The organism is Mucilaginibacter sp. GW821-FHT07H05 (assembly GCF_059418485.1).
Genome location: NZ_JBWKPY010000007.1, coordinates 101,680 through 121,510 on the forward strand (window position 1 = coordinate 101,680; position 19,831 = coordinate 121,510).

Annotated in this window: 12 protein-coding genes; 5 read left to right on the top strand and 7 right to left on the bottom strand. The window is 44.9% G+C overall.

The window, feature by feature from the left end; genetic code table 11:
• Positions 1 to 11: 11 nt before the first annotated feature.
• The 4 genes from AC07M6_RS18900 to AC07M6_RS18915 are packed head-to-tail and all read left to right on the top strand — an operon-like array spanning position 12 to position 6,578.
• The gene (locus AC07M6_RS18900; protein ID WP_494892137.1) at positions 12 to 1,373 is read left to right on the top strand and encodes a TolC family protein; all 1,362 of its coding nucleotides are present in this window, start codon (positions 12 to 14) and stop codon (positions 1,371 to 1,373) included.
• Positions 1,374 to 1,431: 58 nt separating this feature from the next.
• Entirely contained in the window at positions 1,432 to 2,484 is a 1,053-nt protein-coding gene (locus tag AC07M6_RS18905) for an efflux RND transporter periplasmic adaptor subunit (RefSeq protein ID WP_494892139.1), read from the top strand.
• 4 nt (positions 2,485 to 2,488) lie between these two features.
• On the top strand, positions 2,489 to 5,557 hold the full coding sequence (locus tag AC07M6_RS18910; protein WP_494892141.1) for an efflux RND transporter permease subunit: 3,069 nt from the start codon (positions 2,489 to 2,491) through the stop codon (positions 5,555 to 5,557).
• Between the two features lie 22 nt (positions 5,558 to 5,579).
• Positions 5,580 to 6,578 (top strand): NAD(P)/FAD-dependent oxidoreductase, encoded by a 999-nt coding sequence (locus AC07M6_RS18915; protein WP_494892143.1) that lies wholly within the window; start codon positions 5,580 to 5,582, stop codon positions 6,576 to 6,578.
• Positions 6,579 to 6,781: 203 nt separating this feature from the next.
• Here AC07M6_RS18915 and AC07M6_RS18920 read toward each other — a convergent pair whose 3' ends face one another.
• The 4 genes from AC07M6_RS18920 to AC07M6_RS18935 are packed head-to-tail and all read right to left on the bottom strand — an operon-like array spanning position 6,782 to position 13,290.
• Complete coding sequence (locus tag AC07M6_RS18920) at positions 6,782 to 8,242, bottom strand: aKG-HExxH-type peptide beta-hydroxylase (RefSeq protein WP_494892144.1); 1,461 nt, start codon at positions 8,240 to 8,242, stop codon at positions 6,782 to 6,784.
• Positions 8,239 to 9,051: a hypothetical protein gene (locus AC07M6_RS18925; protein WP_494892145.1), complete on the bottom strand. Its 813-nt coding sequence runs from the start codon at positions 9,049 to 9,051 to the stop codon at positions 8,239 to 8,241. Before AC07M6_RS18925 ends, AC07M6_RS18920 begins: the two co-directional genes overlap by 4 nt.
• Entirely contained in the window at positions 9,048 to 10,217 is a 1,170-nt protein-coding gene (locus AC07M6_RS18930) for a radical SAM protein (RefSeq protein WP_494892146.1), read from the bottom strand. The genes AC07M6_RS18925 and AC07M6_RS18930 overlap by 4 nt, the downstream gene beginning before the upstream one ends.
• Positions 10,218 to 10,221: 4 nt before the next feature.
• Positions 10,222 to 13,290, bottom strand: coding sequence for a hypothetical protein (locus tag AC07M6_RS18935; RefSeq protein ID WP_494892148.1), 3,069 nt, complete (start codon positions 13,288 to 13,290; stop codon positions 10,222 to 10,224).
• Between the two features lie 291 nt (positions 13,291 to 13,581).
• On the opposite strand from AC07M6_RS18935, the gene AC07M6_RS18940 reads away from it, so the two are divergent.
• Positions 13,582 to 14,331 (top strand): response regulator transcription factor, encoded by a 750-nt coding sequence (locus AC07M6_RS18940; RefSeq protein WP_494892149.1) that lies wholly within the window; start codon positions 13,582 to 13,584, stop codon positions 14,329 to 14,331.
• Here the strand turns inward: AC07M6_RS18940 and AC07M6_RS18945 are convergent.
• From AC07M6_RS18945 to AC07M6_RS18955, 3 genes are all read right to left on the bottom strand, one after another.
• Positions 14,314 to 16,410, bottom strand: a complete 2,097-nt coding sequence (locus AC07M6_RS18945) for an ATP-binding protein (RefSeq protein ID WP_494892150.1) — start codon at positions 16,408 to 16,410, stop codon at positions 14,314 to 14,316. The two genes, AC07M6_RS18940 and AC07M6_RS18945, sit on opposite strands and share 18 nt — an antisense overlap.
• Positions 16,411 to 16,622: 212 nt before the next feature.
• Complete coding sequence (locus tag AC07M6_RS18950) at positions 16,623 to 17,552, bottom strand: PorP/SprF family type IX secretion system membrane protein (RefSeq protein WP_494892151.1); 930 nt, start codon at positions 17,550 to 17,552, stop codon at positions 16,623 to 16,625.
• A 50-nt stretch (positions 17,553 to 17,602) separates the two neighbouring features.
• Positions 17,603 to 19,831, bottom strand: a 2,229-nt coding sequence (locus tag AC07M6_RS18955) for an MBG domain-containing protein (protein ID WP_494892152.1), incomplete at its 5' end; no start/stop codon positions are given.

Below are 19,831 nucleotides of genomic sequence, written 5' to 3' on the forward strand. Positions count from 1 at the left end.
AATGATTTAAAATGAAATTAACGAGTCAAACATTTTATCAGCTTTTGCTTTTATCGGCAGCCTTACTGGCTGCACCCTTTGCAAAAGCGCAGGGCAAGCTGGATGAGTATATCCGGCAGGGCCTTGCCTCTAATGAGAGTATCAAGCAACAAAACTTTGTGCTCGAAAAAAATATCTATGCGCTGAAGGAAGCGAAAAGCATGTTCCTGCCGGATGTAACCTTTTCAACAACCTATACGAAAGCTGATGGCGGCCGTACGATAGATTTCCCTACCGGCGACCTGTTTAACGGAGTTTATTCCACGCTGAATAAATTGACCGGCAGCAATGCCTTTCCGCAGCTGCAAAATCAGCGGATACAGCTTAATCCGGACAATTTTTATGATGCAAAGTTTCGTACAACGCTTCCCATCCTGAATGCAGAACTGATCTATAACAAACGGATCAAAGCGCAACAGGTAGACCTGCAAAAAACCGAGGTGCTGCTTTATAAACGAGAACTGGTTAAAGAAATCAAAACGGCTTACTATACCTATTTGAAAGCAACCAGTGCAACGAGGATCTACGAATCATCGCTGCGCCTGGTTGAAGAAGGGCAGCGTATCAATACTAAACTGTACGAGAATAACAAGGTAAACCGGACCGTGGTGCTCAGAAGCCAGAATGAAGTATCCAGGATGAATGCTTCGCTTATCGGAGCCCGGAAAACAGCAGAATCAGCCCGCTACTATTTTAACTTCCTGCTTAACCGGCCGCTTACAGACAGCGTCATTTTGGATGACATGAAGACACTTCCCACCGGGGAGCAGCTCATGGGAAACAGCGTTAGCGGCAGGGAAGAATTGTCCAAACTGAGGACTGCGAGGGATATCAACGGTAACCTCACCGGGCTGGCCAGATCTTATATCATCCCTAAGCTGGGAACCTTTATCGATCTGGGTTCGCAGGCTTTTGATTGGAAGTTCAATAGCCAAAGCCGTTATTATTTATTCGGGATTTCCCTGGAATGGAACCTGTTCTCCTCCGGGAAAAACAATTACCGGGTAAAGCAGGCTATCGCTGATAGGGAAGCCTTAGCATCACAAACCGATTATGTGCAGCAACAACTGCTTACAGAATTGAAGGTACGCCAGGCCGGTATGCAAAGCGCTATCGCGCAATACGAGGCGGCACAGTCTCAATTGAAGACCAGTCAGACTTATTACAGTGACATGCTCAAGTTATACAAACAGGGAACGGCCATTTACATTGAACTGCTGGATGCACAGAACCAATGGATCGATGCTCAGCTACAAGCTAATATTGCCCTTTACGATACCTGGATAGCCAATACGGCCATCGAACGTGCCAACGCCAGTTTCACCATTCAATAAAAATAAGATCATGAAAACCCCCGAAGGGCTCTTGAATACCTTAAAAAAACATACAGTCATGAAAAAAATACAATTATTCAGCATTATCATAGCAGCGCTAATCTTAATGGTTTCCTGCAAAGCAAAACACAAGGAAGAAAATCCAATAGGAGAACCGGATATCATACCGGTTAAAATCGCATCGGTGTCTACATTAGGTGTACCCGATCAAATCACCGCCACAGGCCTGGTCAGTACGGAGGATGAAGCCAAATATGCCTTTAAGATAGGGGGCGTGATCAACCGTATCCTGGTACAGGAAGGCCAGTTCTTTAAACAGGGTCAATTGCTGGCAACACTCAATTCTACTGAAATTTCAGCTGGTTTAGCCCAGTCCAGTTTGGGTGTGGAAAAGGCACAGCGTGACTATAGCCGCGCACTGAACCTTTACAAAGACAGTGTTTACACTTTGGAACAATTGCAGAATACCAAAACCGCTTTGGATATTGCCAAAAAAACCAGGGAAGCAACAGCCTTTAATGAGCGCTACTCTAAGATATACGCGGCATCTGACGGTTTTGTAAGCAAGAAAATAGCAAACGAAGGCGAAGTAATTGCCGGAGGGATGCCGGTGCTGCTGACCAACTCTACAGAACAGCGAAATAGTTATTCACTTAAAATTGGTGTGACCGACCGCGAATGGGCACTCATCAAGCCCGGACAAACCGCCAAAGTAACGCTCGACGGATATGCCGGTCAAACCTTTGATGCCACTGTGTTCCGTAAGTCGCAGGCGGCTGATCGTGAACTAGGCTCGTTCCAGATAGAACTGAAACTGCAATTGAACGGCGTAAAGCCCGCGGTTGGCATGTTTGGTAAAGCGGAGATAGCCACACACCAAGATAAAAGCGTGATGATTATCCCATACGGATCACTGGTAGAAGCTGACGGCGATAAAGGTTTCGTATTTACCACCATTAGCGCAACCAGGGTAAAAAGGGTGCCGGTTACCATCCTGAAGTTTGATAACGAAAATGTGTACCTGAAGGATAAACTGGAAGGTATAGACCAGATCGTGATCTCCAACAGCGCCTACCTCAACGAACAATCCACCATTAAAATTATCAAGTAAGGCCATGAAAATCACAAATTTTGCCGTTAAGAACTATCAGTTCACCCTAATCATATTCCTTTTGGTGGCAGTTGTAGGCTTACTTACGCTGTTTACCATGCCCCGTTCGGAAGATCCGACCAACCATCCGCCGCAATACATCATCACGGTGATTTATCCGGGAACCAGTCCAAAGGATATGGAAGAGCAGGTTGTAAAACCCATCGAAAACAAGATCTATGGACTGGAAAACATTGAAAAGATCCTGACAACCGTAGAGGACGGTGTAGCGGTCATCCAGCCCAAGTTTAAATATGGCGTAGATGTGGACAACAAATACCAGGAAATATCCACTGAGATCAACGCGTTAAAGAACAGTGAACTTCCGAAAGATATCTACCTGATCAAAACAGAAAAGGTATCTTCATCAGACGTAAAAGTTTTGCAGGTTGCGCTCGTGTCAGATAACGCTTCCGGTAAATTACTGCGGGATAAAGCAGACATCCTGAAAACGCAATTAGAAAAGATCACCAATTTAAAGGAGGTGAAGTATTTCGGTATGCCCGAACAGGAGATCCGGATCGATATGCAGCTCAATAAACTGGCGCAATTGAAAATACCGCTTAATGTGGTCATCGGCAGTTTGCAAAGTGAAGCTGCGGATATCCCCGGCGGCAGCATCAACCTGGACAGCAAGGTCTTTAATGTAAAAACCAGCGGCAAGTTCAAGAGTGTTGATGATGTGGCCAATACGGTTATTTATAATGCGAACGGCAAGATCATTTATCTGAAAGATGTGGCCAACGTAAGTTATAAGGACGGCACGATCAACCACATCACCCGTTTAAACGGGCACCGTTGCGTACTGGTTACGGCGGCAATGAAAGGCAATGTGAATATTGCCAGCGTTCAGAAAGAGTTTTTACCGGTACTGGACGAATTTGGCAAAAGCCTGCCGCAAAACATCCGTATGGTCAAAAACTTTGATCAGGCCGATATGGTATCCAGGCGTTTGGGCCACCTTGGCTTCGACTTTGGTTTAGCCATCGTTCTGGTCGTCATCACGCTGCTGCCATTGGGGTTCCGGGCATCGCTGATCGTGATGATCTCTATTCCGCTTTCTTTGGGCCTGGGCCTTATCGCCATGAATTTCTTAGGGTATTCTTTAAATCAACTGAGTATTGTTGGACTTGTTGTAGCATTAGGGCTGCTGGTAGACGACAGTATTGTGGTGGTGGAAAATATTGAGCGCTGGCTCAGGGAAGGCCACTCCCGTATGGATGCTATCCTGAAAGGGACAAAACAGATTGGTGTGGCGGTTGTAGGCTGTACAGCTACCCTGGTTATCGCGTTTTTACCACTTGCCTTTTTACCTGATGCAGCTGGTGAATTTATCCGCAGCCTGCCGGTGGCTGTGATGACCAGTGTTTTGGCATCCATGATCGTAGCTTTAACATTGGTGCCTTTTTTGGGCAGCCGGATGTTAAAAACGCATACCCATGGCGAAGGTAATTTCTTTTTAAAGCACCTGCAAAGGTTTTTGACCCGCTCTTATGCCCGGGTGATGCCGCTTGCACTGAAATGGCCTAAAGTCACTATCGGGATATCGTTAGCCCTAAGCGGACTTGCTTTTTTCCTGTTCACACAAACCGGGTTCAAGCTCTTCCCCACTTCTGAAAAGCCGATGTTTTTGATCAATATCAAATTACCCCTGCAGGCAGATATCCCCGAAAGCGACCGGGTGACAAAACTGGTAGAAGGTGAACTGAAGAAACACAAAGAGATTGTTTTTTATACCTCTAATGTGGGCAAAGGAAATCCCCAGATCTATTACAATGTCCACCAGCAGGATGTAAAGCCTGATTTTGCCCAGGTATTCGTTCAACTGGATGAGGAGGCCAGCCCGGGTGAAAAGACCGAACTGATTAAGCAACTGAGAAAGAAGTTCAACGACTTTCCCTATGCCAGGATCGAAGTGAAAGACTTTGAACAGGGGACGCCGATCGAAGCGAATATTGTAGTCAGGGTATTTGGGGAAAACCAGGATATGATACGGTCCCTTTCGTTTAAAGTCGAAGAGATCCTGAAAAAGCATCCCGGTACTTTTTATGTCAACAATGAGCTGAATGTTTATAAATCCGATGTTAAAATAAAGATCGATAAAGAGAAGGCCCGTACCTTAGGCGTACTGACCAGTGACATAGACAAAGTGATCCGTATGGCGGTAGCGGGATTAACTGTCGGGGACTATATCGATGACCGGGGCGATTCGCGCAACGTGGTGATCACGCTTCCAAGGGATAAGTTCTCTAACCTCGATGCTTTAAAAAACCTGTATGTCAACAATGTGCAGGGCACGCCGGTCCTGGTTGATCAGATCGCCACTGTTTCGTTTGAAATGTCGCCCACAGCGATTAACCATTTTAATAAATCACGCTTTGCGAAGGTGACCTCCCTAACTAAAGCGCATGTACTGGCCAACGATATCCTGAAAGAGGTCGTTCCTGAATTGAATAAATTGAAGATGCCGCCAGGTTACTATTACAAACTTTCGGGAGAAGCAGAATCTGAAGGCGATGCATTAGGCGGTAACTTTTTGTCGGTGATCATCCTGAGCACGTTTCTTTTCGTCGGTGTACTATTGCTGCAGTTCAAAACGTTTAAAGGAATCATCATCGTGCTATCAATCATACCACTGGGCATACTGGGTGGGGTGGTTCTGTTACTCATGACAGGCAACCCAATGTCAATGGTATCTATTATTGGTTTTATAGGTCTGTCAGGTATACAGGTTAAAAACTCACTATTGCTGGTTGATTTTACCAACCAACTACGTGTGGAGGGCCATAGCATAGATGAAGCAATTGCGATGGCCGGCGAAACGCGCTTCCTGCCGGTGGTATTGACATCCATCACTGCCATTTGCGGCTTGCTTCCAATTGCCTTGAACCCTAATCCGCTGATCGCACCGTTAGCTATTGTACTGATCGGCGGACTCATCAGCTCAACTATACTGTCGCGAATTGTAACCCCTGTAATGTACAAACTGATTCCGCCACATTTGGAAAACGACACACATCTAAAAAACAATTGACTGAAACGAAAAAAATATTAAGATGAGAACTGATAAAACAAGGGGACTTGTTTTATCAGTTTTAGCTTTACCTTTTCCATTAACAACATTTTTAAATTTTAACGAAATGACAGATAACAAAAATTTTGATGTAATCATAATTGGTGGAAGCTATGCAGGCCTTTCGGCAGCAATGACTTTGGGACGGGCATTAAGAAATGTTTTAATCATTGACAGCGAGTTGCCCTGTAACCGGCAAACACCCCATTCACATAACTTCATTACGCAAGACGGTGAAAAACCAGGCGTTATTGCGGAAAAAGCAAAAGGACAGGTGTTGAAATACGACACGGTAAAATTCTTAACTGACCTTGCCGTTAATGGAACGAAAACCGATAAAGGCTTTGAGATTTCAACTCAATCAGGAAAAATATTTTCAGCTAAAAAATTAGTTTTTGCAACAGGACTAAAAGATACAATGCTAAACATTAAGGGATTTTCTGAATGTTGGGGAATTACGGTACTTCATTGTCCCTATTGCCACGGATATGAAGTAAAGAATCAAAAAACTGGGATTTTGGCAAATGGATACGCTGCATTTCATTTGGCCCGACTCATTAGTAACTGGACAAAGGATCTAACCATATTTACCAATGGGAAATCGGAATTGACACAAGAGCAAACCGATGAAATCAAAAGACACCATATTTCAATAGTTGAAAGGGAAATTACCTCATTGAAACACAAAGACGGAATAGTTGAAGAAATAATTTTTTCAGACAATTCAACTTTTCAATTAAAAGCAATCTATTCAAGACCTCCTTTTGAACAACATTGTAAAATCCCTGAATTATTGGGCTGTGAATTGACAGAACAGGGACTTATCAAAGTAGATACATTTCAGAAAACGACAGTAGATAATATATTCGCTTGTGGAGACAATACTAATCCTCTACGTGCTGTTTCTTACGCTATATCAACAGGGAATAATACAGGAGTATTTTTAAATAACGCTATAATAGAAGAAGATTTTTTAAACTGACTATAAAAGGTGCATATAACATGCGGTTTGCGTTATGGCTGCTGATCCAACATCTATTAGAGCAGGAAAGCCTTCACGATAACCACAATATAATAATTGGGTAACATTAAATGTAAGCCGCCTTGAAAAATAAAGAAGAGACCAAGCGCAAACTGATCGCTGAGGTAGCTCATGTTTTCCAGAACGATATGCTCTTTGGGCTATCAGTTCGCCTCTAATACCGGTGTTATTTCAGTAAGTTCAAAAAAGGTACTGATACAGGTCTCAACCGGGTCGTTTGAATCTATCACATGATCGCTTAAAGTACGATAGGATGGATTAAGCATGTTCTTTTTTGCCCTGTCAACCTCTTCGTCCGTATATCCGCGGTATTTTATCCGGCCGTCTAAAATTGAGGTCGCCTGCTCAACGTGTGCCAACGGCCTTAACTGTACCACCCTGATATCATTTTGCAGCAATAGCGTTTTTAATAGTTTAAGGTATTTATCGTTTTTAAAAACAACGTGGCCGCTGCCGGTATCAATTATCTGGCCTTTAAATTTTTCAATAGCAAAAAATAACAATTGATACTTTAACCGGTCCATGGTATCCTGGTCAATTACTTTTTTATTAACCAGTTCTTTAAATAGCTCTTTTTTTTGCTCCTGCTTTAGTGTTTTATTCCATAAAGCTAATTTTTGTTCACCAACCGATCTTAAAAAGCAGTTTTGCAGTAAAGGGGTTTGATACCAGTATTCCCAACAGATCAAGTCGAGCGGAATAAAGCCCACACCGGTTTTTTTAGATAATGTTTTAGAGAAGGTTGTCTTTCCTGCCCCTGTTGGCCCAACAATCAATAATTGCTGCCCCTGCCTTATCTTTTTAATATACTTTTCACTAAGCCGCAATTCTTCCTTAGCCCAATCGATCGTGTCGTTAACAAATTTTTCGCCAAAGGGGGTCAACCTGGCACATTTAGAAACGGTATCCATCCCGATGCGTACCCTGTTAGCATTTTTATTAATTAAGCCGATCACATAGTTCTCTTCCTCCTCATCAAGCCCGGCATGTTCAAGTATTTTGCGATCGAGCGCCAGCACATGCGTAAAGGCATAAAAACCATGAAATATGGCCGAAATAGGTCGCGGAATATCGACCCTTATGGGGCTGTCGAACAATTCTTCATTGCTGTTTAAAAACAATGGCGCCGCGTCTGCAAACGGCAGGCCAATGGCAAACAGTTTATTATGGGCCATTTCATGAACAAAGGCCTGGCTTAAACAAATGCGATCGTTCACCGTGGCCCACATGCTTCCATACACGTTTGCTGGCTGATGGCTCATGGAACCAAAAGCCCCATCGCCGGTATTGTCGGGCATATATTTGGGATGAAACTCATTAATGATATGGCCAAATTGGGTGTAAATTTCGGGCCAGCATTGTAACAGCAGTGCTTCCGCCTTGTAAATATGGTGGTGATCTGCGGGTGCATCTTCCAGTTTAACATCTGGTACTGTAGAAAAACGGATTGCCACTTTACCGCCGAATATGGTAGTTTCATTAGCCTGCGGACCGGGCACCTTTACTATCGGGTTATCGCTTAACAGCCGCAGAAAAGTAAGCGTGTCGTTTCCGTTGGCTTGTGGCACCGCCATGGCGTTTTGAGGTTCGGTATTTACTGTCATTTTGCCGGAGTGTTATGTAGGATGCCCTTTTTGAATGATGCCGAATCTGATACAGGTTTAAAGGCTTTTTGCTGATAGGGGAAATATAAGCCGGCAGCACCTTCGGCGGGGTAGCTGTCGCCCATAACCTGCACACAGTGCTTTTGGTGGTATGGGTTGGCCCAATTAGTAGCCTGTAATTTAAATATTGGGGTACGCAATTCTTCAATGCCGTGAAAAGACGACCACTCCACCGGCCACGAAAGTATTTCCTGTAAAAGGCCGGCATCTGTGCCATGCCCGCTGTCCCGCATCCAATTTAAATGCGATACAAGCAATTGCTCGCATTTATTGCACGAAAGGCTTTCGGGAGCGTTTGCAAACAAGCTTAGGCCTATGTCTTCCCAAAGTAATAACGAAGCTGCGGTTTTGTCGTGCGCGATCAATGTTGGTGTTTTGAACTGGCTTCCGGGCGAAGCGCAGGCAATGTCCCAGAAAGACAGCACCTGCGGTGCCGGGCTTGTAGGCGGTGCCTTATCCGGCTCTGCATTGGCATTTGTAAGATAAACGCTATAGCATACCCGAGCTGTATTAGACCGGTGGTTTACCATTTGCGCGGTATACGATATGTTATATGCTTTAACCATGGATAAAAATATAGCCCACGAGTTGCCATAAAGGTTCAGGTCGCGGTTTAACCACACGCCATCATGAACGCCCGATAGTGTGCTGCCGATCAGCGATCGCCGGATATCAGCAAACACATAATGCCAGCGGCCCCGGGCCGCAAGCGACACCCACATTAATGATATATCCCTGTAGTTATTCATGCTGGTTGCGCCTGTTTAATGTGGTGCAATATGCCTCTAAGTGAGGGGTTTTTATTTTTAGCCCAGTTTTTTAACAATACTGCTTCAATAAATGGTAAATGGCGATAAGTAGATAATGGCTTTTGGCCTTTATCTATCATTTCTTTTTCTTTAATACTGAATAAGGTTTTCCAAACGTCGCAATGTTCGGTGCGGTTGCGCCAGTCGCCCTCTATAGATGTGCCCGGGCAATGCCCTTTGCACATGGCAAAAAAACGACAGCCTTTACAACCTCCAAATTCCTGCGGGGTGTTGTATAGTGCTATATATCTTGCATATGATGGTAGCGGGGCCTTTACAAAATCAATCCCTTCCTTATTAGTCCGGCCGCAATTGGTCTTTTTCCCATCTCCTTCCACACCCTTTACAGCGCTTGTGGTATATGGGTCGCAGGCATTCCAAACACAGCTGGTTTGTTTGTCGTCGGCCTTTAATAAGCGTTCTATTTCGCCAAAAACATCGAACTTTAAATTCCTGAAACTTTTTTCAAGCGCATGAAAATATAGCATGGCCTCAATATTTTGCCTGGGGCTTAACCTGAAATTCTCGCCTACCATAGCATTGTCTACCTCCATCAAATGCAACCGGGCCGATCTTATACCCATATCGTCCAATTCTTTCATCCACGTGCCCATGGCGGGCAGTGTATCGGATAGCGCATTGCCGGTATGCAGGGTTACGATAATACCAGGTACTACACCATTGTCTATCAGTAGCTTTATGTTTTGATGGGTTTTTTCCGACAGTTCCCTGGTTCTGCTTAATGTGCCTGCCCAGCGTATATCGTTTAACAATACAGGCCCGTCCACAGATATCCCCACATGCACCTTGTACTTTTTAAACAGGTTTACATGCGCCGGTGTTATGAGCGAGCCATTGGTTTGGATCCCATTTTTACCAAACTGCTGGTACCCCCACGCAAAAAGCTCTTCCAGATCGGTAAGTGGCACCAGCAAAGGTTCGCCACCGAATAAAATGAAGGGGCCGCCTTCGCGCAGGATGGCGTCCTTCATTTTCTGCATATCGTACTGCCCGTTCTTTGCTTCAGCATCGCGTTGGGGCTGCTGATAACAATAATGGCAGGCAATATTGCATTTTACGCTTAATGGCCTAAGTTCTATTGCCATTTTATTAATCTATTGTGAAGCTGAAACTGGCTGTATCGCTCCAATCCAGAAGTTGTGCTTTACCTACTACATTAACGTGCACATCAAGGTCTACATCAGAATTAGGATCGCCGTTGGTATCGAAAAAGTCTCCAAGTGGTATGCTCGCATCCACATCAAAATTTAAGGTAGCCGTTAAACCAACGCCATAACCCTCAATATCCAGGTGCGGCGGATCTACAATCGGTATGGTATCAGAAACATCCACATGAATTGCCGTAGTTGCAAAATCTAAATGCTGGTTGGCTGATACGTTGATTATCGGAATACTGAAATTAGGCAGTGGGATAGTCACACTTACATTTGTGTGAAGGATAGTATCAATATGCCCAAAGTCAAGCGACACCGGGGGTGGATTAACAGTGATAGAATGGTCAACGTGGAAATTTACCTGGTAATCTATGTGGCCGGTTTTGTTGATCTGTACAATATCACTAAATAAAGTAGCCAGGTCATCAGATGCCACATGGAAAGCGCTAACAAGTATATTCAAAACGTATTCGCCATTTTCGATAAAGCCCTGTATGATGGCCTCAATATACTTTCCGGCATCGCTACCCAGCACCTTATTCAGCAGTTCGGAGGCTTGGTTCTCCAGTTCGTTCTCAATAACGGACATAAGCTGCGTCAGGTCGGTTAAATTGGCCGAAACATCGGCGTTTAAAGTAATTGGGGTATTGAACCAGGTGAAATCGCAGCTAATACTTGCTGTATATACACTTTCGGACGCGCCTATCAGCAACCTTATGGTAAGATCGGTAGCGTTTGAGCCGGTGCCGCCAATGTTAATATTCCCCAGCCCCAGTACATTACTTATCGCATAAGTATAGTTTGGTACAACAACCTTATAGGTAAGTAACATATCGGTAAGGCTGGTGAAATTAAAATCAAAAGTGGTATCTCCGATAATATCGATATTAGTATCTAAACTAAGCGATAGTGTATTACTGTCATTGTCTCCGATAGCGATGTTCGCGGCAACTTGAACTCCGGCTATGCCTAAAATGGTGGCGTCAACAGTTGTGCTGATCGTTTCTGTCCCATTGGTACTTAAATTGCAATCAAATGCGGCGCCCCCTTTGCTTATACCATACTCAAGGTTGCCGGGACTGTTACCTGTGACAGAGGCGATTGGGATGCTATCGTAGCTGAGCGAGATCGGCGACATGAGCAATTCGCCCGCGACAGCATCTGAGCTGAGTGACAGGCTACAAAACATCACAAAATCGCCGATAGAGAAATTGGCCAGGAAATTAACTCCCTTGTCTGCCTCCTTACCATCCGGCAAAGTGATACCGGACTGATCACAAAAGTAAAAGTTCAGTTTATCGATGGTCACATCGCCCAGAAATTGCGGAGCAGGCAGGATAGAACAAGCGTCCCACACCTCCTGAAGTGTATACGACTTGGTGGTGCTGCACTCTAAATAAGGTATATTGATGGCTTCATCCACAAGTTCAACGCTAACCCCCAAACTCCCCGGAACCTGGCCATTAGCAGTTTGTACTATAAAATCGCCTTGCAGCAAAACAAAAATATCGGCCCCTACCGAGTCGCTTATGGTGCCGCCAACAGCTACCCCTACATTGTCTATAGTAAGACCTGATATCCCGAAAGGATCGGTTAAAGAAGTAGTTTCTATGGTGGTAAATTCAACTGTAGCGCTTTGCTCGGTACAGCCAAAAGCAATTTCGCCGTTAACCTGCACCTGGGTTACCGACGGTATGTTGCTGGTATCAAAATTATAATCAACACTTAGCCCGCACCCTAAAGTTATTTGCGGCGATTCGGTGCTGATGGTGAGGGATATATCATTAATAGTGCAATATTTATTTACTGAATTAGGGAAATTCAGCTTAGTATCGGTATCAACTTCGCCGGTTAGTGAAAAATCGCCATCATCGTAACTAATGGTAACATTTACCGTAGTTCCGTCAAATACATCTTCAAGATAACCAAGGGCGGTGGCTAAAACCCCGCTGCCGTTGGCAGCCATGGTAAGTACAGCGCGTAGCTCTACCCCCTTAGTAATGCCGGTATAGGGTATGTTTTGAAAGGCAAAGGTTGGGTTTTCAAATCCAGATAATACTAATAGCGCGTTATCAAGCACAATGCCGTCAAACAGTGATAGCCCGGATGAGAGGGATGATAAGGAAGTTTGCGCGTTAAGATAAACGGCGGCATAATATTCCGACTGGCTGGTGGCACCAACATCTATTGTTAGTTGCTCATTATCAATAGTAGTAACACCCGAGAAGTTGAGTTGCGGTACTGCTGATTTATCGCTGGTGTTATAGGTGTAGGTGAAGGTTGCAGAATCAAGGGTGATATCTATGATGCTATAGTCGGATAACGAATATTGGGGGCTAAAGCCCATGGCATCAATAACGTTTGTTAAGAGCGGGGCACCGGATGACTGCCAGGCGCCGGTAAAAGTATAATCCTGCGAACTATATGTAAGGGTAAATTCCTGGTCGGCAAGCGAGACGTTGCCGCCGGCATTTAAGGTATAATCCTTATCGTTTTTGCCAAGGTCTAAAGTTACTGATAGGTTAAGCGGACATCCCTCAAAAATATTAAGGGTTACCGCATAACCGAACTGGAAGGTTACCGGGCTTGTTGAAATAGTTAATGTAGGGGTGCCGCTGCCCAATGTATTAATATATGACGGAAGATAGTTGCTAACCTCTAAACCGAAAAAGTTTGATATAACCTGCGATAGGTTGGTATTTTGCAGATTGTAAGTAAAACTGATTTGTGCCTCACCGCTATCGTCCACAGAAAAAACGATACCCTGGCCACCGGACAGGTTGATCCCTTTGAAGCCGAACAAGATTTCAATACCGGTTGCCGATACTGTAAACTGACTCCCTGTAATTTCCCCTACAGCAGCCCCGGTACAATAGATGCCCTCTATTTTATATAAACCGAAAAAGCCTGAGTACTTGGACAGGCCAAGCAGGGTATCGTTGATGGTTAATTTACCATGTGAGAGGTTTTTAGAGACCTGCTCTTGTAAGATTTGAATGGTCATAAAAAATGTGTTAAGAATGTAGGTTTATTAGTATTAATTATACTTTTAATTATTTAAGGTTCAATTCCTTATGGTTTAAAAAAGCATTGTTATAATCAAACCCCATTGATCATTGATCAATGGGATGATCAGGTTTTATTACTGAATATGGAGAAATATTTTTGAGCTGATGACGCGAAGGGGACGAATAGGGGTATTACCGGGGATAAACGGGCTTTTACCGTATACAAAAAAATCATTACTTTAGCAGGGACAAACCTTTAAAACAATTACCACGCACGCTCTGTAATCATGCAGCAAGATATATCTATACTTATTATTGAAGATGATACCCTGTGGGCAGAGGGCCTTAAAGATAACCTTACTGATTTTGGTTTTATTGTAGCTGGTACGCCGAATAGTTTTGAAAATGCTATAGTTGCGCTCAACAGACTGAGTTATGATATTGTGCTGCTGGATATCAACCTTCATGGCCGCCATGAAGGAATAGAGCTGGGTAAAATGCTTTCAGAACTGTATCATAAGCCTTTCATTTTTATCACGGCGAATTTTGATCAGCAAACCCTCAATCTGGCTATTAATGCTAAACCATCGGCATATTTAACTAAGCCGGTTAACCCCGCATCTTTATATGTGACTATTCAAACAGCGATCAGTAATTTCAACACCAATAAAACAGCTGCACCGGCCGAAACACAAGTGAGCGCAAGCGAAGAGTTCTTCGTAAAACTGGGGGATAAATATAAAAAGATCACCTGGAAAGATGTCGTATACCTCATATCAAACCGTAACTACACTTTATTATTTAATGCGGCCGATCAAAAAGAATATTACATCCGCAGTTCAATGAACCGCACCTTGCGCTACATCGTACCCGAACAATTGCAAAGCAGGTTTATACAGGTTAACCGCGGCGAAGCGGTGCAGTTATCTTTTATTCAGGAATTAGTAGCTGATGAGATATTAACCCCTTATAAACGCTTTACTGTTGGCGAAACCTTTATCCGCGACATTCGGAGGCAACTAAATATCATTGCATAACGGGAGTTTTACGGTAAACACAGTACCTGCACCCGGCTCACTTTTGAAAGTTATATCGCCGTTATGCTCGGCAGCGATCTGCTTACATATCGATAGCCCCAACCCGTAAGATCTTTCGCCCGAAGTGCCCTGCTGCCGGGCGGTGGTAAAGGTATCAAATATATTAGCCTGAAGATGTTCGGGAATGCCGACACCCTGGTCGGCTACGGTAAATACTGCCCAATCCCCAACTATAGCCGCGGTCAGTTCAATCCGCGTTTCCAGATGGCTGAATTTGATAGCGTTAATGATCAGGTTACCGATTAGCCGTGTTAATCTCTCCGGGATAGCCATTACCGGTAAAATGGGCTCTGTTGTTTGGAATATCAGTTGCTGTTGCTTCTCTGATGCTTTATAACGCAGCATCTCTACGGTGCCGGCAATAAGCTGGTTCAGGTCTGCACGCTCTTTTATCGCTTTGTCGTTATCAGTACGCAGGCCTAATAACTCATTAATCAGGTCGAGCGCGTTTTGCGCCGCCTGTTTGATAAGGCCAAGCGACCGGGCTGCACGGGTGTCAACCTCATCAGCCATCAGCATGGTATCTGCCAGGTACGCGGTAGCACCCACAGGGCTGCGCAGATCATGCGCCACCACATTCAATATCCGGTCCTTGTCTTTATTGGCCTGCTCTACTGCTGTTTTTTGCTTGTTGATCTGATCGTTCAACCCTGTTAATATCTTCACATTGCGCCGACTGCGGCGGTAATTATATAAAACCAGTATGATGATTACCAGTGCTAACAGAGATAATGCCAGAACGATCCATAAATATACCCTGCCCAGCTGATTATCCTTTTTTAACAAGCTGATCTCCAGCCGTTGGCTGCGGGTATTCAGCGCTTCGTTCAAATCGGTCTCCCGCTGTTCCCTTTTCACTACCTCAATAGAATCGCGCATGGTAATATACCGCTTATAATAATCAAGTTCCTGCAACACCAGGTGATTAGCAGCAGTGTATCGGTACATCAGGCGCAGCCAACCCAGCTGGGCTTCCTCGCTATATTGTTCCTTTAAGCTTTTGTTAAGGCTATCCAGCGTATTTTTCAACAGCGGGTAGCGCTGTTGCTGCAGATACAGGCCAGCCAGGTTCACCTGCGTTAATTGGGCATCGCCAATATCGCCAACCGGTTTGTTTGTGAGCTGCAGGCTTCGCTTAAAAAATATTTCGGCAGAATCTGCATGCCCGGTCTTGTATAAGATCTGAGCGATGGTGCCATACACAACGCCCCGGTTACGGTCGGCCGTTTCCTTGTTACCACGCGCAGTAGGGCCGTAATTCTGCAGGGCTTCTGAGTGGGCAATCTGCGCCAAAGCTTTTTGACAATACAGCCGGGCGCTATTGTAGCGGCCCAGCTTTTCATCACATTGCGCAATGTTATTCAGCATTTCCTGTCGGTCGTGATCGTAGTTCCAACGGTTGCCGGGCGGGTGGCACTTATCAAATATCTGTAAGGTATGCACAAAATATGACCTGGCAGCAGGGTAACGTTGTTGTTGATACATGGCCAAACCTATCAAATGATATATAAGATCTGCATGGCATTCTTCGCCGGTCTTTTCCACCTTGTCTTTTGCTTTAAAAAACTCATCGATAGCCGGTTGCACTCTCCCGCAGGCATACAACAAGTTACCTTTATTAAAATGACGTGAGAAGGAGTAGCGCAACCATATACTGTCGGTCATAGGGTGCCTGTCGGCGATGATCACCGCCGAGTCTGCGAAGAGTATCGCGCTGTCACGCTTGTTCATAAATTGGTAGAACGTGGAATAGTACGAGTAGCGCAGCATAGTAAGCTGGTCGGTACGATATTTTTGCGCCTTGCAGATCGAATCGATCAGTGCGATTGCTCCATGAAAGTTATGGTTTACGATCCGCACTTGAGCCGGGGCAAATATACGAATGACCTGTGCCTGGGTGAGTAATGGCGGTTCATGTTCCTGACGGCACGAAGCCATGGTAAGGGCATACACCAGGAGGAGAAAGAGGATGGGTACGACCTTAGGCCGGAATATCCGTTGATAAATATTAATGGGCATTGGGCAATAAGGTATTGTGGTCTTTTAACGTTTTTTGGTGCTGCTAAAAATAAGAAAAATGCGGACATCCTGATTGCGTATAATCAGCGTAAATCAAAAGCCTTTTTCAGATACCCAAATAACCATATGAACAACCTTATAGGTACTTTAAATAAAAAGCCTCCCAGATTATCTGAGAGGCTTTTGTATTACTGATTCGGAAAAGTCTGATTTTACTTTCCAAACAATTTCAGTTTTAATCCAAATTCAAACGCACCGCGGGTATAGTTGCTTAGTACACCGGTTTCCAGGTTGTAGCTAAAATTAAGGCAATACGTATTTTGATCAAGCCCGCAACCAAGGCCCATGCTTTGGCTGGTATGATAAATGCCTTGCAGGTATATGCCATAATTGTTCATGCGGAAATTGAAGCCCGCATCAACGATATCCTTATAACCTTTAACAATCCTATAGGCTGCCAGGGGTTCCAGCGAAAGATTATTGTCCGTTGCCGAAACATCAAACTTATAACTTACGGCGGTAATAAACAGTAACCTGTCGGCATCAAAACGCTGATCAGACGATTTAAAGAAAACCGATTTCAAGTTAGGCAGGGCCGAACTAACGGTCAGTTTATCGCTGGTGTAAGCCATGCCAAAATCCCCGTCTACATAAGCTTTTAACTGGTTATACTGCGCTATCTGCTCGTCAGTTAAATCGCCATTCACTTTATTATAATCAATATGTGCATCATTTACACCCAATGATAAACCAAAGCTTAACTTTTCGTTATTACCGCTTAAAGGCAGGTGGTACGCATAAGTACCCATTACCCTTGTCTGGCGGATGATCCCTTCCTGGTCGTCGTTCACATTTATACCCAAGCCTACCTTCTCTACCGGCTGAAAATCGGCTGTAAAGGTGGTGGTTTTTGGCGTTCCCGGGAAATTGCTCCACTGCTGCCGGTAGCCTATGTTCAGTTTAAGCGCTTTCTCCAGCCCGGCCATAGCCGGGTTGTACTGGTACTGGTTTTGGAAGTACATGGCCTGGAATGGGTTTAGCTGGGCCTTGCTGCTCAGGCTGGTGCTGATGAGCGCTATGCCCATCAGCAATGCCCTGCCTATTTGGTTTATAATTGAAGGTTTTAATATGCTGGTACTCATTTTTGTATTTCGCTTAATTTTTCTCTGTCTGTTGCCTGCTTATTTGTTTCTTAACGCACTTTTAATATGGTAATGAAACCTTTCAGGGTTTCGTAGCCCGGGCCAAGGTCTATGATATAGAAATAAGTGCCCTGTGTCAGGGGCGCACCTTTCAGCGTGCCATCCCAATCGTTATTATACCCTTTTTTGCTGTACACCGCGCGGCCCGCCCTATCATAAATAGTTACGGTATTATTAGGGTACAGCTGGATATCTTTAACTGTCCAGGCATCGTTTTTACCATCACCATTTGGCGATAATACGTTGGTTGGCACAATAGCGGCCGGTGGTAATGCGCGGTGCACTAATACGGTATAAGTAAGTTTGGTAACACCATCCTGTGCGGTAACAACTATAGTCAAAGTATTATCGCCCGGGTTAAGCGTTAACGGTGCCGATAACGAACCATTGCCGGTTGCCGAACCGTTAACGGCGATTGTGGCTGTAGCATCGGCCGTTGGAGTAAGTGTAACATCGGTTATCGCATAAGGCACCGATACCTTGTAGCTATAAGTGCTGCTGCTGAACGACGGCGTTAAAGCACCCTGGCTAATACTTAAATTGCTTAGACTGGCATTAGTTAATGGCACCACCGTAAAGGTACCGCTGCTATAAGTAAAGCTATAGTTGGGCGATGCTGCCCCACTGGCAATAATAGCATAGTTACCCGGCTGCGATGTTGTAGCAGCATTAGTAACCGCGGTGGCCTGTGTGGTCAAACTGGCCTGGGTATCGCCGTTTACAAAACCGCTATAGGTAATGGTTAAAGCAGGGTTAGCAACGCCGTAGTTACGGCTCTTATTATCGGCCGATACGTTTAATAATGCTTTATTAACCGTTAGTGTTGCCGGTACATATACTAAGGTATAGTTAGGGCTAACCGCCCCGCTTACTGTAATTGGGTAAGTGCCCGCACCCGATGCCGCCGTTGCCGTAGTGCTTACGCCTGGCAAGGTACTTAGGTTAGCCTGGCTATCGCCATTTACAAAGCCGCTATACGTAAATGCTAATGTTGGGTTAGCTGCACCATAGGTTTTGCTGACATTAGTAGCCGTAATAGTTAAGGTGCTGTTAGTTACCGTTAGGGTGCCAGTTGTGTAGCTGATATTGTAATTGCCCGATGTTGCACCACTTACTGTAATTGGATAAGTACCCGCCGCCGATGCCGCTGTTGCCGTTGTGGCCAGGCTTGGCTGGGTAGTTAAGCTGGTATTGGTATCGCCATTTACAAAACCGTTGTAGGTAGCGGTTAGTGTAGGATTAGCCGTGCCATAAATTTTGGTTTTATTATCAGCGGCTATAGCCAGGTTTGCCTTGGTTACAGTTAATGTACCAGCGCTATAGCTAATCGAATAGTTATTTGATGCCGCGCCGCTTGCTGTAACAGGGTATGTACCAACCCCCGATGCTGCAGTTGCCGTGGTAACTAAGCTGGCTTGAGTAGTCAGCTTAGTAGCATCATCACCATTCACAAAGCCGGCATAAGTAGCAGTTAATGCTGGGTTAGCAGCACCGTATACTTTAGTTTTGCTATCAGCCGTGATAGTTAATGCAGCCGGCGTTACGGTCAGCGTGCCGCCGGTATAGCTGATACTATAGTTTGGCGATGCCGCCCCGCTTGCTGTGATAGGGTAGGTGCCCCCTGGTGAAGCTGCAGTAGCGGTAGTTACTGCTGTAGCCTGGCTTGTTAATTTAGATGCATCATCACCATTTGCAAAACCGGTATAAATTACATTCAATGTTGGGTTAGCCGATCCATAAACTTTGGTTTTGTTATCAGCCGCTATGGTTAAGGCTTTAGCGCCGATGGTCAAATTATCGCCGGTATAAGTCAGCGTATAGTTGCTGCTCAATGCAAGCGTCCCTTGTTTAATAGCGTAAGTGCCCACATTTTCGCCCGCATCACGAGTTAATGCACCAGTAAATGTTTCCGCACCAACCAATGGGGTATTAGTATAGGTCAGCGCCGGATCTGCATCGCCATAGGTTTTGTTCCTGGCAGCGGCCGTTACCGTGATGGCTTTAGCGCCGATGGTCAGGTTAGCGACGTTGTAGGTCAGCGTATAGTTGCTGCTCAATGCAAGCGTCCCTTGTTTAATAGCGTAAGTGCCCACATTTTCGCCCGCATCACGAGTTAATGTACCGGTGAATGTTTCCGCACCCACCAATGGGGTATTAGTATAGGTCAGCGCCGGATCTGCATCGCCATAGGTTTTGTTCCTGGCAGCGGCCGTTACCGT

Bases quoted from the DNA above. Each gene is read 5' to 3' on its own strand.
- AC07M6_RS18900 (WP_494892137.1), top strand. From the start codon at position 12: ATGAAATTAACGAGTCAAACATTTTATCAGCTTTTGCTTTTATCGGCA.
- AC07M6_RS18905 (WP_494892139.1), top strand. From the start codon at position 1,432: ATGAAAAAAATACAATTATTCAGCATTATCATAGCAGCGCTAATCTTA.
- AC07M6_RS18910 (WP_494892141.1), top strand. From the start codon at position 2,489: ATGAAAATCACAAATTTTGCCGTTAAGAACTATCAGTTCACCCTAATC.
- AC07M6_RS18915 (WP_494892143.1), top strand. From the start codon at position 5,580: ATGAGAACTGATAAAACAAGGGGACTTGTTTTATCAGTTTTAGCTTTA.
- AC07M6_RS18920 (WP_494892144.1), bottom strand. From the start codon at position 8,242: ATGACAGTAAATACCGAACCTCAAAACGCCATGGCGGTGCCACAAGCC.
- AC07M6_RS18925 (WP_494892145.1), bottom strand. From the start codon at position 9,051: ATGAATAACTACAGGGATATATCATTAATGTGGGTGTCGCTTGCGGCC.
- AC07M6_RS18930 (WP_494892146.1), bottom strand. From the start codon at position 10,217: ATGGCAATAGAACTTAGGCCATTAAGCGTAAAATGCAATATTGCCTGC.
- AC07M6_RS18935 (WP_494892148.1), bottom strand. From the start codon at position 13,290: ATGACCATTCAAATCTTACAAGAGCAGGTCTCTAAAAACCTCTCACAT.
- AC07M6_RS18940 (WP_494892149.1), top strand. From the start codon at position 13,582: ATGCAGCAAGATATATCTATACTTATTATTGAAGATGATACCCTGTGG.
- AC07M6_RS18945 (WP_494892150.1), bottom strand. From the start codon at position 16,410: ATGCCCATTAATATTTATCAACGGATATTCCGGCCTAAGGTCGTACCC.
- AC07M6_RS18950 (WP_494892151.1), bottom strand. From the start codon at position 17,552: ATGAGTACCAGCATATTAAAACCTTCAATTATAAACCAAATAGGCAGG.